Origin of the sequence: Bacteroides sp. MSK.20.12 (assembly GCF_019052435.1) — a bacterium.
GTDB classification, from domain to species: Bacteria; Bacteroidota; Bacteroidia; order Bacteroidales; family Bacteroidaceae; genus Bacteroides; species Bacteroides xylanisolvens.
Map to the genome: position 1 here is coordinate 1 of NZ_JAHQVH010000002.1, position 15,907 is coordinate 15,907.

At 42.6% G+C, this 15,907-nt stretch carries 10 protein-coding genes and 1 tRNA gene; all 11 read right to left on the reverse strand.

The window, feature by feature from the left end; all coding sequences use genetic code 11:
- Nucleotides 1-160 precede the first annotated feature (160 nt).
- The 11 genes from KTR06_RS01255 to KTR06_RS01305 all read right to left on the reverse strand — a co-directional run bounded on the left by KTR06_RS01255 (nucleotide 161) and on the right by KTR06_RS01305 (nucleotide 15,902).
- Nucleotides 161-242 (reverse strand) — tRNA-Leu (locus KTR06_RS01255).
- 74 nt (nucleotides 243-316) lie between these two features.
- On the reverse strand, nucleotides 317-1,378 hold the full coding sequence (locus tag KTR06_RS01260) for a S41 family peptidase (RefSeq protein WP_032848650.1): 1,062 nt from the start codon (nucleotides 1,376-1,378) through the stop codon (nucleotides 317-319).
- A 47-nt stretch (nucleotides 1,379-1,425) separates the two neighbouring features.
- Nucleotides 1,426-2,286: a DUF3316 domain-containing protein gene (locus KTR06_RS01265; protein ID WP_087317110.1), complete on the reverse strand. Its 861-nt coding sequence runs from the start codon at nucleotides 2,284-2,286 to the stop codon at nucleotides 1,426-1,428.
- Nucleotides 2,286-4,931 carry a DNA gyrase/topoisomerase IV subunit A gene (locus KTR06_RS01270; RefSeq protein WP_004312642.1) on the reverse strand — a complete coding sequence of 882 codons (2,646 nt, stop codon included), beginning with the start codon at nucleotides 4,929-4,931 and terminating at the stop codon, nucleotides 2,286-2,288. Before KTR06_RS01270 ends, KTR06_RS01265 begins: the two co-directional genes overlap by 1 nt.
- A gap of 135 nt (nucleotides 4,932-5,066) precedes the next feature.
- A complete protein-coding gene (locus tag KTR06_RS01275) occupies nucleotides 5,067-6,395 on the reverse strand; it encodes an MFS transporter (RefSeq protein WP_217289877.1) in 1,329 nt (442 codons plus the stop codon).
- Nucleotides 6,396-6,496: 101 nt separating this feature from the next.
- Nucleotides 6,497-8,248: a RagB/SusD family nutrient uptake outer membrane protein gene (locus tag KTR06_RS01280; protein WP_004312644.1), complete on the reverse strand. Its 1,752-nt coding sequence runs from the start codon at nucleotides 8,246-8,248 to the stop codon at nucleotides 6,497-6,499.
- 22 nt (nucleotides 8,249-8,270) lie between these two features.
- Nucleotides 8,271-11,813: a TonB-dependent receptor gene (locus KTR06_RS01285; RefSeq protein ID WP_217289878.1), complete on the reverse strand. Its 3,543-nt coding sequence runs from the start codon at nucleotides 11,811-11,813 to the stop codon at nucleotides 8,271-8,273.
- 23 nt (nucleotides 11,814-11,836) lie between these two features.
- Entirely contained in the window at nucleotides 11,837-12,823 is a 987-nt protein-coding gene (locus tag KTR06_RS01290; RefSeq protein ID WP_217289879.1) for a FecR family protein, read from the reverse strand.
- A gap of 123 nt (nucleotides 12,824-12,946) precedes the next feature.
- Nucleotides 12,947-14,029, reverse strand: coding sequence for an SGNH/GDSL hydrolase family protein (locus KTR06_RS01295; protein WP_217289880.1), 1,083 nt, complete (start codon nucleotides 14,027-14,029; stop codon nucleotides 12,947-12,949).
- Between the two features lie 39 nt (nucleotides 14,030-14,068).
- Nucleotides 14,069-15,007, reverse strand: a complete 939-nt coding sequence (locus tag KTR06_RS01300; RefSeq protein WP_217289881.1) for a glycerophosphodiester phosphodiesterase family protein — start codon at nucleotides 15,005-15,007, stop codon at nucleotides 14,069-14,071.
- A 13-nt stretch (nucleotides 15,008-15,020) separates the two neighbouring features.
- Nucleotides 15,021-15,902 carry a PL29 family lyase N-terminal domain-containing protein gene (locus KTR06_RS01305; protein WP_217289882.1) on the reverse strand — a complete coding sequence of 294 codons (882 nt, stop codon included), beginning with the start codon at nucleotides 15,900-15,902 and terminating at the stop codon, nucleotides 15,021-15,023.
- Between the last annotated feature and the right edge of the window lie 5 nt (nucleotides 15,903-15,907).

Genomic DNA, 15,907 nt, shown 5'->3' on the forward strand with positions numbered 1-15,907 from the left:
TCCTCTTTAGACTGGCTAAGATTTATGCATACCCCCAATGATTATCGGGTGAGCCCCGAATTGTTGTTAGCATTTTTCGGATGACCAGCGAAGAGGACACAAAAAAGCCCCTAAAATGTCCGTTTTAGGGGCTTTTTAACTGTAAATACAGTGTAGTTTGTGCGGATGATAGGACTCGAACCTACACGCCTCACGGCACCAGATCCTAAGTCTGGCGCGGCTACCAATTACGCCACATCCGCATGTGTAGCTTTTTTTGTTTAGCGGTGCAAAGATAGGAAGATTTTCTGATCTGGCAAATAATTCGGCAATAAAGTTATTCACTTAAGATTTCGAATGCTTTTTCAATCAGTGGATCTTTCTTTTGTGATTCTATGTCACCCTGCTCTATCCCTTCTTCCAGAATCTTATCCATGTTTACGTATACATCAGGTTTTATTCCATCCTCCAATGACTTTCCATACTTATCAAAGTGGGGGCTGGCAGAGAAGCGGACACTCCAACCATTGGGTAATTCTGATGAAAATGGTAGTCCTGATCCACCACCAGTCTGGTCACCCAGCTGGATGATTCTTTTATCTTCGTTATCATTGTTTAAGCTGCGCATTATGTTAACAAAATCATTTGTGGCACTATAACATCGACGATTGGTTAGTATCACGACCTTTTTTTGCCAACGAATACTGTTGGAGGGTTCTAAATAAATGGGTTCCATCTCTGAGAAATCATTGTGTCCCGGACCTGTCTTATGTTGGATATATCCTGTTAGTGCCAGTTTATCAGTGAACCGGGCAGCTATGCGTGAAGAATTGGTTAGATTACCTCCTCCGTTATCACGGACATCGATAATTAATCCATTGCAGATTTGTAAATAGTAAAGGACCTCATCCAAATTGCCATCTCCAACTCCGGCACTGAAACTTTCATAACGTATGTATCCTATGTTATTGTCGAATATTTTATATTTAAGACCAGCGGATGTGCGATAGCCTGAATTGGCACTACCCAGATAATAATTATAAAGAATATCTTCTCTATAATTCCAAGGGTAGCCCTGATACCATGCATCGTAATAAGAAATACGACTGGCAGAAGATAGATTGACATGCCCGTCTTTCAAGATATAAAGCATTTGGCTTAGGATGTCGAACAGGTCATCATTGGACATCGACGGAATAATCAGTTTGCTGTATTCGTCATGAACAGCATCCCAGTCAATACCTTTCGTATCCAGGAAACAATACTGTTCGTCAATGATCTTCCATAGTTGTTCGAAATTACCTCTGGGATCATTGGCGTAGTCATCTTCCCCAATGCAACCAGTCAGCACCGGAAGGCAGCAGAGCAGCCAAAGTATTTGTCTAATCTTATTTCTCATCATTAATTGATCTCTCACTTGAAGTTTCAACATTAAATTTTGTTCTCTTAGTAAGCTCTAACCGATGAAGGAAGAGCGGTTCCTTTCTTATTTCGGATACGGTATAGGTCTTTCACAAATCCTACCATGAATACGTGTGAGTAGGTATGTGTCTTGATATTGTTAACGTTGGATTGCTGCAAATCAGCCAGGTAGCTGAAGCGCATTTTGGTATATCCTATCGGCAGGTCGACGGAGAGCATCTGTCGCAACGAAGGTTGATTGTGCAGGGAGGTAAATTTTATTACTCCACTCGAATTTCCCAAAGAGAATATTTCGTAATAAGATTGTCCGTAGTGGGGAGAGAACATCACTCCCATAACCGGCAGATTGACCTGATAACGAAGCACCATCGGATACCGTTTGATTTTCAGGTGCCAAATAGCCATTCCGGAGGCATCCAGATTGACGTATGCCCGTGCGGATGCCGGATTGTTGGTGTTCCGGAGATTATAGACAAAGCCTCCGTTGACATCTATCAATCCTCCAGCTAATAATTTGAAATTATCTGTCAGGCGGAATTGGTAATGTAATCCATAGTTCCAGTTGACTAATCCGGAGAAAGTGTTATTGTTATCGGCCCGGTTGTGCGTATAGCTGATGTTTGCCTGAAAGAAGTTCTGCACAGATACATTTCCATCAAACAACTTGGTCATCCGAATCAACTCACGGGAAACACGGAAGTCGATTCCTTTGTATTCCTGTGGTGAAAGATAGGTGTCGAAAACGTTAGTAAATCCGATACCATACATGGTGGCACGTGTTACATACCGATGGGCTTGCAGACTGTCGATCTGCGCTTGTAATCTTGTGCAAAGGGCGAACAGGATGCAACCTGTCAGCCCCAGGTATATTAGTTTTTTCTTCATCAGAATAATTTCATCTGCCCGGTGATTTCATCAATAATGTCGCCTTCGCTCTTGCCGCTGTCCGGGTCCAGATTTTCCGGCTCCTCTTCAGGAACTTCCTGTTGTTCTTGTGAGGGTTCGGGGAAGCGAGTTGGTTCAAGCTCATTGATCGTCTCCACTGCATAGGTAGTGATACGTTTTCCCTTGGCTTTGAAACCTTTGACAGCAATGAATTCATCCGCATCGATATTCAACGGATCACGGAAATTGTCGTGTCCGCCAAATATAACTTCCAGGCGAGGATAGTACTCGTCGGTCAGCAGGATCAGACGGTTGTTCTTATTTTCTCCCAAGTAGTTTTGTTTACGGTTGGAGGCCTCAAAACAGAAACGTTTCAGATACGGATAATTCTGTTGGTCGGCATCGTAAAGCGCGGCAGTCCATATCTTGTTAGGATCAAATTTCTCCACGATGCTTACATTATCTTCATAGTGGTTGCTCAAGTCGAAGTTGGTAGTATAGAAATCACCGTTGTTCAGAACAATCAATATGCTGTCGTCGCTTTGGAATTCACCCAGATATTCACCTCGTCCGTCATAGTTGAGGCGGAGTATGTCACGGTCAAACCATACTTTACGTCCACCGAGCGTGGAACCTCCTTTTTGTTTCAGGGATATCTTATGTACCGGCAAGCGGGTGAGAATCACACCTCGTGCCTGACGTCCCTTGATGCTGACCTCGCTGAAATCATGCTCGAAAATGATACGGCGTACACGCGGATTCGGTTTCAGTGTCACCTTGATGATTTCGGCTTCTCCATTCGGGTTGGCGCTGAAATAGGTAATCCGTGATTCGGGAGTTCCCTGTGTGACATCATATTCGCGGTCGCGAACTACAGAGGTCACGGCGAAACGTTTTACGTATGTCGTTCCTTCTTTTCCGTCGCGGTAGGCTACATTGTAGATCGTACGTTTATCGTTCTTCTTGAATACATTGACATAGAGAACGTTTTTGCCGACGAATTTCTTGTCGGCAACAGGAGTAACGATATACTTACCGTCGCGGAAGAAGATAATGACATCATCGATATCCGAACAACATGCCACGAACTCGTCTTTTTTCAAGGCTGTTCCGATAAATCCTTCTTCGCGGTTGATATAAAGTTTCTCGTTTGCTTCTACTACTTTGGCAGCTTCGATGGTGTCGAAGTTACGCAGTTCCGTACGGCGCGGGAAGTTCTTACCGTATTTGTTTTTTAACATCTGATACCAGTTGACGGTATAATCTACGATGTGAGCCAGATGATTATCAATCTCGGCCACTTCTTCTTTCATCCTGGCAATCAGTTCATCCGCTTTGTCCGAATTGAATTTCAGAATACGTCCCATTTTGATTTCCATCAGTTTGAGAATATCCTCTTTGGTGACTTCGCGGATAAATTTTGGATAATAAGGCGTCAGGCGTTCGTCAATATGAGCACAAGCAGCGTCCATATCTTTGGATTGTTCGAACTCTTTGTCCTTATAGATGCGTTCTTCGATAAATATCTTTTCGAGCGAAGCAAAGTGCAACGCTTCCAGTATTTCGTTTTTCTTGATTTCCAGCTCCTGCTTTAGCAAATCCAGCGTGTTGTCTGCCGACTTTCTCAAGACTTTGCTGACAGTGAGGAAATGAGGTTTGCTGTCATCAATCACGCAGCAGTTGGGTGAGATACTTACTTCGCAATCGGTGAATGCGTACAATGCATCGATTGTTTTGTCCGATGATGTACCTGGTGCCAGATGCACTAATATTTCTACGTTGGCAGCTGTGTTGTCATCTACCTTGCGAATTTTGATTTTTCCTTTATCAACTGCTTTCAGGATAGAGTCGATCACTGTTGAAGTGGTTTTCCCATAAGGGATCTCTGTAATTGCAAGCGTTTTGTTATCAATCTTGTTGATCTTGGCACGTACTTTCACTGCTCCGCCACGTTCTCCGTCGTTGTATTTGGCTACATCGATCGATCCGCCTGTCTGGAAATCGGGATACAGTTGGAATTCTTCCCCATGCAGATAGCTGATGGAAGCATCGCAAAGTTCGTTGAAGTTATGCGGCAATATCTTGGAAGAAAGTCCAACGGCGATACCTTCCACTCCCTGCGCCAGTAATAACGGGAATTTCACAGGAAGAGTGACTGGTTCCTTATTTCGTCCGTCGTATGACAATTTCCATTCGGTAGTTTTGGGATTGAAGACAACATCCAGCGCAAACTTGGATAAACGCGCCTCGATATAACGGGGAGCAGCCGCACCGTCTCCGGTGAGAATATTACCCCAGTTACCCTGACAGTCAATCAACAGGTCTTTCTGTCCCAACTGTACCAGGGCATCCCCGATAGAAGCATCCCCATGCGGGTGGAACTGCATGGTGTGTCCCACAATATTTGCCACTTTGTTATACCGCCCGTCATCCAGACGTTTCATAGAATGCAGGATACGACGTTGCACAGGCTTTAAACCGTCATTGATGTGAGGTACGGCACGTTCCAGAATAACGTATGAAGCATAGTCCAGAAACCAATTCTGGTACATGCCTGTTAACTGATGTTTTACGCTTTCGTCCCGCGCGTCCGCTGGTTTGTAGTCTGAATGTTCTTCCGTTATCTCGTTGATTTCGTCACTCATATATCAATCTTCGCTTTGCTTTAACAACAAATTATCTTCCTGAACATCAAAAAAGGGGATGTCCACGCAAAAATACGAAATAAATTCATATGAGGACGAAAAGAACTCACGTTTTTTATGATACTGACAGTTCTGTTAATCCTTTGATCTCACATTCCACACCAATAAAGCAAAAAAAACGGAAAGTAATGCTGCTCCGATCCAAAAAATATTGATGTAAGAAAAATCATAGATTTCTTTACCATCAACGATGCTTTTGTGCCCTTCAATGAGAACTCCGCTCATTATATCTTGTATACCTGCTCCGATGTAACTGGCAATGCCTACAATACCTAACGCTGCACCAGAAGCGTTCCGGGGAGCAATGTCGACAGCCATTAATCCACCCAAAAAACAGAGAAGTACTCCGATAGCGGTTCCGAATAGTACCATGGATAATGCGTCTATCCAGAAGTGGACGCCCGGGACTAGTAGAAACAGGCATAGTGCTGCTACATTCATCAAACCGAAGATAAGCGCAGGAGCATTTCTACGTCCATTGAAAAACTTGTCGGAGATTACCCCGGAAAACATCGTACCAATAATTCCACAAACCGCACTGATGGAGATGATAAAACTGGCATCTAACGTAGAATACCCTTTCTGGGCTTCCAGATAAAAGACTCCCCAACTGTTCACTGCATATCGGCTGACATACATCAACGCACTTGCGATGGCAAGTATCCAAATTGCCGGCATCATTAACGCCTGTTTTTGTGCCTTGTTGAAGTCAGCTTTATCATCGGTTTCATCTTTTATTTGTGGATGATTAACTGCTGACAGTCCTTCACTTTCGGGAGAGTCGTGGAAAAAGTTCCAGACAATTAAAACTCCGATTATTCCAATACTACCGGCTCCTATGAAACCATATCTCCACCCTAAAACACTCACAATGGAAGCGACAATGATGAAAGTCATAGCCTCTCCGATATTGTGACTTGCCGACCAAAAACCGTAGAACGACCCTCGTTTCTTGTCCTCAAACCAACGGGATAGTCCGACTACACAGGAAGCTGCTCCCATTGACTGAAACCAGCCGCTGATTCCCCATAGTACGGCAAATAGAATAAAAGAATGAGTGAACCCTAAACATAAGTTAGCCAAAGCGGTAATCAGTAATCCGGTGGACATGAAGCGTCTGATATTACTGCGGTCTGCTAGAAATCCATTGGTGAATTTTCCGATGGCGTATGTGAAAAACAGCACAGCACCAATGATACCGAGTTCGGTTTCTGAAAATATACCTTCTTCGACAATCGGCTTTTTTACTACATTCAGACTAAGTCGGCAAACGTAATAAATACCGTATCCGGCAGTTGCGGAAAAAAAGGTTGCCCATTGTAGCTTTTTGAGCTTCTTCTTGTTCTCTTTAAGAACTGGTGCAGGAGTACTGATTTGATAGAATTTGATAAGTTGTTTTAACATGGTAATTAGTGTTTGTTGCTTTAAAAAAAGCAATAGTGATAGTAAGGTGTATCGGGGATTACCGATACACCTTACTGATAAAAATATAAATTGTGGATTAATTAGTAACTTAAGCCGTCTTCCCAACCCGGATTTTGGGTCAGAATGCCTTGTGTCAATACGCGCTGATCGGCAGGAATTGGCCATAAATAGTCTCTTTCCTCTTTCCAGTCATTGCCATAAGTAACTTTAGGAAATCCGATAATATAGCCGGATGTACCATTGGAGAGGTAAATATCCTTATCCAGTTTCTTTTTATTATCACATTGCGAAGTTGCTGTGGTTTCGTAGATTTCCAAATCAGGTTTTCCGTCTCCATCCATGTCATACGTTCCTACTCCAGGAATATAGATGCCGTAGTAAGGAATGTACTGATTGAACATTTGTTTTCCTTCTTTCCACCGGAACAAATCCCATTGTCTCAAGCCTTCCATAACTAATTCAATGGTACGTTCGCGACGTATTTCGAGAATGACTCCTTTGTTCGCTCCCTGCTCAACGTTCGGATAGCAGGTACCCAAATACGGATCGGGATTGTTGTTGGCGTCTGTAAGAATCAAATCCGGCATTTTTGCCCGTTCACGAATTTTATTGATAGAGATATCCAGATCTTCTTGTTTAAGAGTTCCTAATTCTGCTTTAGCCTCGGCATAATTCAGGTACACTTCTGCGGCTCGCATCAGCGGCCAGTCGGAGGTACTTTTGGCGGCTCCGTCATGGTCTTTCGTTCCTACGAATTTGATAGGTCTGTATCCGCAGTAGGCAGTTAAATCATTAGCAGTAACGGTCGTTTCTCCTTTCTGGATATAGTTCGGGCAAAGTACAGTTTGTTGTAAGCGTGGATCACGGTCTTTTACCTCTTCTGTATAGAACATAGTTTCATATCCTTGTTTATCTGTGAAACGCGTTCCGTCAGTCATCAGGTAGTGATTCATAAACCGGCGGGTGAAGCCCATCTGCAGATTGGCGATGCTGAATTGTACGGAATGTGATAATTGTAGACCTTCGAAGTTATAAGCTCTTGCCAGTACAACTTCTGTTGTTTTGGCATTGTCCGCACAGAACATATCTCTGTAAGGTTCTGTTCCTTCTTTATACAGACTGAAGCCGCTTTCATCAATAAACTGCTTGGCAGTGCTTGCTGCAATTTCCAGATATTTCTCATAATTGTCCAGTCCGTGGTATTTCCGATAAGTTCCTTCATAGAGTGCAGCTTGACTGGCAAATGCCAGTGCTGCCCATTTAGTGACTCTTGTATTCCGAGTGTCTGTGCTTTTAGTTGGTAAGCTGGTGGCGGCATCTTCGAAATCTTTGAGGACCCGATCCATCACAAATTCGCGTGAATCTCTGGCTTTAGCCAGTAATTCCTGATCTTCCGAACCTAATACCTGATCATACCAGGGCACGTCTCCATAACGACGTACCTTTACGAAATAGAAATAAGCTCTGAAGAACTGTGCCACACCGTTATATTGGCTGCGGGCGGTTTCATCATCACAATTGGAGGAATGTTGCAGAAAATAATTGATGTGACGGAGTTTGCTCCATGACCATCCGGTTTCGCTAGCAGCCGAACGGGTACCTTCAATCACCTGTCCCATGCCTTTGTCAATCATATCGTCTGCATTTGTACCGGCTGAAGCGTCCGGTTCATCCAGCAAAGTATAAAATTGATTGGTCCATAACTCCAGGTCGGATTTATTTTGAAAGTAATTCTCCGGTGTCACTGCATTTTCCGGTAGGAGTGTCAGGTCGCAACTACTGAACAGGGTTGTCACCATTCCCAGGATAATTATTTTGTTGATAGCTTTCATACTATATCTGATTAATCATTAATTAAAAAGTAATATCTACTCCAACAGTATAAACACGTGGATAAGCATATCCCGAACCTGTGTTGGATGAGTAAGTGCTACTAGAGATAGCCAATTCTGGATCAATGGTTTTATTATGCTTCTTCAGAGGCGACCAATAATATAGATTCTCTCCTGAAACATAAACACGGACTTTTTCGAAAAAACGCTTGTTGATGGGCAGGGTATATCCGATAGAGAGGTTCTTGAAACGCAGATAAGCAATGTTCTGTATATATCGGTCATTGACTGTTCCGAGTGAACCTCCGGAGTAGGATTGATAACCTCTGATGCGTGGGAAGAAGGCATTTCTGTTATCTTCTGTCCAACAGTCTTCCGGAAATGACTTTTCTATAAATGAGGTAGAAGGGAAAGAATAGGGGCCCCAGAAAGAATTCGCTCCTTGTGAACTGGAACTGGAGGACGGATACCAGTCTCTTTTACCGATCCCTTGAAAGAAAGCAGATACGTCAAAACCATTCCAGCTTGCATCCAGGCGGAAAGAATAGTTGTATCTTGGAGTCGTATTTCCGATGATCCGTTTGTCGCCCGGGTCATCTACGGTTCCTGCTCCTGCTCCGATCACGTTGTCTCCATTCAAGTCGGCAAAGCGTACATCACCGGCACGTAGATAACCGTCTACTTTACTGCTGTAAACACGTCCGTTCACGGCTTTGTCATTAATCTTTGCCTGATATTCCGCAGCTTCTTTGTCTGTTTTAAACAATCCGTCTACATGGTATCCCCAGATTTCTCCCATTTTCTTTCCTACATAGTGGTCGGAAATCAGTTTGTCCGGGTTGTTGTATTTGGTGATTGTGCGCTGGTAATCTCCCAAGGTAGCTTGTATCCCATATCGGAAAGGCTTGTTGGCTACTTTGAACGAATCGTTCCATGAAACAGATAATTCCCATCCGTTTGTCCGTAAGTCAGCGCAATTGGCTTTTGGGGTAGAAGCACCGTATACATCCGGTAAAGTCAATGAGGTGGTCAGCATATCCGTTGTTTTACGGACGTAATAGTCGGCACTCATACTTAGACGGTTTCTAAGGAATGACATATCCAATCCGACATTGTATGTTGTAACAGTTTCCCAGGTCAGCCCGGAAGAGATTGGATTGGAAATTTTCGCATAGTATGCTTTTCCTTCTCCATCGAAGGTATAACTGAATTGGTTATCGGAAGTGATTGTTTGCAGATAAGCGTAATAATCTACTTGTTGGTTACCCAGACTGCCGACAGAAGCACGTAATTTTAAACTGCTCCACCAGTCACTTACAGGTTTGAAGAAGTTTTCTTCAGAAATTCTCCACCCTGCTGATACCGAGGGGAATACTCCCCATCTGTCTCCTTCTGCAAATCGGGAAGAACCATCAGCACGGCAGGATACCTCAAGCAAGTATTTGCCCATGTAGTCATAGTTGATACGCCCAAAGAAACCAAGAGTCTTATAGGCACTGATATCTTGTGATACGGTAAGCACACTTTCGGGTGTTACTGCCGAAAAGGAGTCGAGGTTATCATTGGACAAGTTGGTCATGGAAGTATCTTTGTTGACATTACGGTAAGTCTCATACTGACTACCTGCCACCACTTTAAGATTATGTTTCTTTGCCCATGAATGTTCAAAAGTAGCATAGTAATTCAGCATATGAGTGACGGGGAAAGATTCGTCTTCTTCATAGTTGTTAAAGATACTTCCGGAAGTGAATGTCTGTGTCACTCCCTGACTACGTGAATATTCAAATGAGTTGTTGCGATAGCGATACAGCTGTTTTCTTTGCTGATAACTGTAATTGGCAGTCAAAGTCAATCCTTCCAGTAAAGTAATATCAATCTGGTTGACTACAGACAAGAGTGTTCTGGATTTGGTGTTATGCCCTCTTTGAGATGTCAGATAGCCACCGTCGCCGGCTCCGAGAGGGGAGTTGGCATAAAGTTGGTTTGTATATTGCACAATTGTTCCGTCAGGATTGAAAGGCACGAATGACGGACTGATATTCGATTCCAGACGAGCAATGGTCATTGCATAATTGGAAGTTCCGTTATATCTGTAATTGTTGTTGTCCAATCCGATATTTGTCGACCATTTTATCCATTTATTCAGTTGGGCATCCATCTTGGCACGGAATGAGTAATCTTTATAGAGGTCTTTATCAATGTTGAACATACCATACTGCTGATAGTAGCGTCCACTGATATAATAATTCACCTTCTCGCCACCTCCGGTGATGGAAACGTTATGTTCCATCTGTGGGCGGGTGCGATTGTAGAAGTGTCCATACCAATCTGTATTTCCATAATAATAGTACTTCCCGTCTTCTCCGATTTCTACCCAGGGGCGTTCAGGATTCTCAGTCATATCATTCCTGCGGTCGTAGAGCTTCTGGAGTTCTTCATCTTCATACAAGTACATATTCACACCATTGTATGCATGGTAGAACTTGTTGGCGAAAGTTACATAATCATACCCGGTACGGATAAAATCAGTGGAAGTCGTATTCTGTGTCCATCCGAAACGACCGTTATAGGAAATTTTGGCTTTTCCTTTTGTTGCGGCACTTCCCGATTTAGTGGTAATAAGTACCACACCAGCCGATGCTTTTGCTCCATAAATGGCACACGAAGATGCATCTTTCAATACAGAAATCGATTCGATATCATTTGCATTGACTTGATTTAGCGGTACTTCTACGCCATCACATAATACTAACGGAGTGCCACCGTTGACAGAGATACCTCCACGAATGTTTAATGAATACCCTGACTCGGGCGAACCTGTGCCAAAAGTAAGATTTACAGATGGATCGGCTCCCTGCAATGCATTGGCGGCAGATACTACCGGGCGGTTGTTCAGGTCTTTACTAGAGATGGTGGAAACGGCACCTGTCAGGTTACTTCTGCGTTGACTACCATAACCAACTACGACTACCTCGTCAATCATCAGGCTGGAAGGAATCAGGCGGATGGTCTTGGTCTGATTGTCTTTTACATTGACTGTTGCCATTTCATAACCTACGTACGAAATTTCGATTGTTGAGGGTATGAAAGCTTCTAAAGAAAACCTTCCATCCAGATCGGTAATTGCTCCTTGTGCGGTTTCTTTGTTCATCACTGAAGCGCCTATCACAGGATTACCTTCTTCGTCATAAACAATACCGGTAATCGTCTGTTTCTTTCTTTTACTTGAATTTTGCTGACTGGTATCGGACTTTTTACTGATAATGATGCTATACCCGTTGATGGCGTAGCTAACATTCTGTCCCACAAATATCTGATCCAAAACGGCCTTAATAGGCGCATTAGTGGCATTGACTGACACTTTTTTACTCATGTTGATCTCTGCGGATTTGATTACAACAGAATAATTTTTGGTCTTATGTAAAGCTTCTATTGCTTCTTTTACAGTAACATTCTTTAATTGTAAGGTTATGTCTTGTGCTAGAATGGGTTGAGAGAAAAATATCATCACACAAGCAAACCAGATCGTTGATATATATTTTTTATAAATATTAGTTTGCTTCATATCAGGTTATACTACTGCTAATTTTATGGAGTTGCAGAAGTAATCATGATTACTCCCTGACTCCGGGTTATGGACATTTGTCCGTCTGTATTGAGATTGGATAAAATCTCGTCGAGAGTTTCCCCGTTAGTGAAGTAAGCAATGTAAGTGCTGTCACCTAGCTTTTGATCTAATATGATGATTCTGGTATCGAAATAATATTCCAGTTCCTTCACAATATCATTAAGGGGAAGATTACTGAAATAGAATCCTTCGTTTTTGGCCGGACACTTGTACAGATTGGCAAGGAATGTATCGCGGACAATCTTCTGTGAAGTTCGGTTATACTGAATCATTTCTCCTTTCTTCAAAATCTCATTAGGATGAGTTGGAGTTTTGAACAGTACTGAACCTTCTACGAGCGCGACTTCTACTGTCTCGATATTCTCGTAGGCACGGAGATTGAACTTTGTACCCAGCACTTGCACATGGACGTCACCGGCAGAAATGATAAAAGGCTTGTCCGGATCCTTTGCCACATCGGCAAAAAGTTCTCCACTGACAAAGATTTCTCTTTTATTTTCTGTGAAATCGGAAGGGTAAATTACCCGCGTGCCTGAATTGACATGGAGCGTCGTTCCATCCGAAAGAGTGAGTGTCTGATGCATACCGTGTGGTACGGTGATATCATTCCAGTGTATATTTGCCTTCTTGTCAAGAAGTAAATATCCGGCTAAAAACAGGAGTGGTATAAAAAGGACGGCTGCCACACGCTGCATCCAGCGGATTGAGCGCTGAAGTCCCGGGCGTGGTGTGCGGACCTGTTGGGATTGAGTTGCTTTTTGAAATTTCTGGAAAGCTTTTTGAGATAACTCATGATTCTCCATTTGAATTTCAGAGATAATCTCACGGAAACTCTGGTCCACTAGGTTATTGTCATTTTCTGTCAACCACTTTTGGATTTCTATTTCTTCCTCGTGAGAACACTTATCATAGAAATAATCTTTTAATATGTCGTTAGTTATCTTCATAGCGTATTTGTTTAAAGTACAAAAATGCATTTTTTTTCTTTATCAGTGAGTATATTATGTTGATTATTTCTGAATAAGATATTCTATTTGGGATAGATTCGTATTTTTAATCTGATCTCATATTCATAAGCACTTGTTTTTATTTAGTATTTCGATTATTTTTTTCTCTAAATTCTTAGCCCAAAAGTAGTAGCCGAGGTCCGACGGATGGGTTCCGTCGGTACAGGTATCCCTGTTTTCGGGAGATGGCAACGGATTGCCTATCAGGTAGATATTCGGATATTTCCGGATAATCTCTTTCATAAGAGTTTCCACTATTTCCAGTTTGTCACTCTCCCTGGCTCGAATCAAGGTGTTAAATGCTTCATTGCCCCGTTGAATGGTTTGTACGAATATCAGAGGAGTCTTAGGGTGTTTGGCTACAATGATATCTACAAATGCTTGTAAACGTTCCTTGATTTGCATTGCGTCGGGGTTGGAAAACACGTCAAATACAAAAGCATCGGCTTCGGTGGCTGCTATCACTTCCGCAAAATAAGATTGAAGTTTGGCATTGCCACTGAATCCAAAATTGCAGACATGTAAGTTTGTATTACGTTCTATTTGCAGCGGATAACTCATCCCCGGACGACTTGCTCCAATACCTTGCGTAAAACTGGAACCGAAGAATATGACTTTTTGCCCGAAAGGATTCGGGATCGTTTCGATTGAAGATCCCGGCTGAATGCCTATCTTCAGAGATTCGAGTTCGCTGTACATCGGCAGGTAAAGCAGACATTCTTTTTCCTTTGGCTCCATACCATACATCAGTGTGAATGCTTCGTTCCGTTTAGCAGGAGCTAGCGAATTGGCATATATCCATTCATTATTCTGTCTGATATAGAGGTCGAAGCCGGCAGCTGCTATTCCTGTTACATTATCTTTCCTGTATTCCCATTTATACGAGGGAAGCAGGTCAATCTGGGGTGAGTTGGTCCTGAAAACAACCGCTAATCCTGCTGAACATCTGGCTTGCTGGTTTTCTGATTTTGAAAATCCCTTGAAAGCTACCGTATCTATACGGTGATATAGATGTGGGGTAGGCAAGGCTTTTCCTACAAGGGTCAGTTGGGAGGCATCTACATAGCGGATGTCTTTTATACTTTGTCCCCATAGGATAGTCGGTGCCAAAAGCGAAGCCAAAAGGAGCAATCTGAAATTTCTCATGTTTTCTTATCTGGTAAATAGAATAATTACTTTCGGGGATTAATTGTGCCGTCCGATTTTCTTCAGGTAGCTGATTAATAACTCCGGTCGGTCGGTTTGTATGATGGATGTGCCGAGATCTAATACCTTTTGGTAAACTTCTGCCCCATGCTCAAAAGCATAGTCATCGTACATACCTGCTTCTTCACCTCCGCAGAGTGAGGCCCAAAGAGTATTTACCCAGATTTTAGAACCTTGTGTAAGTATATCCTTCATGCATTTTTTTACTTCCGAAGTTTCTTGCTGCCAGCATACTTCATATGCTAGAGGAATGATTTTCTTGTCCATATATTGGCGGAACAAATCTTGTCCGCTTGGTTTGTTGATATCAATAATGGGCATGTACATCATGGCGTGTTTATACTTCTTAGCTTGTGCATCTACAAAATCAACCGACTTTTTACCTTTAATCAAGATTTGTTCTGTGACTCCCAATTCTTCTGTGATAGCCATTACCAAATCATAATATTGGTACCCTTGGTCTATGTTAACCACTATACGGTCTTTGCAGACGGCCAATGCTTCTTTTAAGGTCGGCATCTTGTATTTAGTGGGGCAGTTATGACCTGTTTTCAGGAAACAGCTTTTGATATAGTCGTAAGTTACGTCGCTGACTCTGCCTTTTCCTGTGGTAGTCCGGTCGATAGTACCGTCGTGACAAAGGACAAGTACACTGTCTGCTGTCAGTTTCAGGTCTAGTTCCATGACATCAACTCCCATGCGGATAATCGATTCGATGGCAGGGATGGAGTTCTCCGGATAATCCCGCCAGTCTCCCCGGTGGGATACTACCACTACATAGTCTGTTTTCGGATTGTGAATGGCTTCTACTATCTTTTGCGCATGTGTCTTGTCCGGAGCGACAGGAGTGACTGCAAAAGTGCCTAGAGTCAGCAACAGAAGAAGTCCGGTGAATAAGATTCTTTTTTTCATATTCATATCATTTTAAGGATTAATTTTTTTTGAATAAAAGAGGACGAAGTACAAGATGCTGAAGATCGTAAGCTGTGATGATCACATGACCTTCATCAAAATTGTTTTCGAATATTACAGTAAGGGTATGAGTCTCTTTGTCGATTGTTGCTTTTACGTTCACCGCTTGGGCAATAGTGACTAGTGCTTCTTCTGCAGATGCTCCCGTTACTTCATATTCAATTTTTAGGGGACTGGAAAGATCGGTTATTTTTGTAACAGCATTTGCTTTTAACCTGAGATTCAGAGAACTGAACACTTCCAGTGTGAGTGTTTCTCCATTACCCAATGTGATTTTGAGATATCCATCATCAGTCTTGGTAATATTTTTAAAAATGGCCGTCTCGTCGGTTGTAGCTGTAATAGGAGTCCCCTTGTTATCCTTGAGTATCTCACCATTGACTGTCCAGTAACCGTCGGCATTTACCCCCATTTCGGGGGTATAGCCACAGACGGGTACTTTTTTTTCGGTATCATCTGTGAGCCAGTTTGTTTCATTGCCAATAGTGGTGGTCCAGTAATACAACTGGTCGTCATCGTTGAGGCGTACACCGAGTATAGGGGCTTCTATTACATCTTCCTGGGTTGCTACAACAACTGCTTTTTCTTCATTATTGTTGTCTTTATAGGTAATAACATATTGCCCGTCCGAGTTTCGGGAAACAGAGGTAATTACATTTCCTTCCGTCAAATATCCCAGTTTTGAGATATCTTCATTGAGTTTATCCGCTTTGGTTTGAAGGGCGGCTATTCGCTCTTTGAAATCATTGAGCTTATTCTGAATCGAAGAGTCATCATAATCCCCACAACTGGTGAGCAGGAGGGAAAGAAGCACCGAACAGACAAAATATATTCTTTTCATATCTT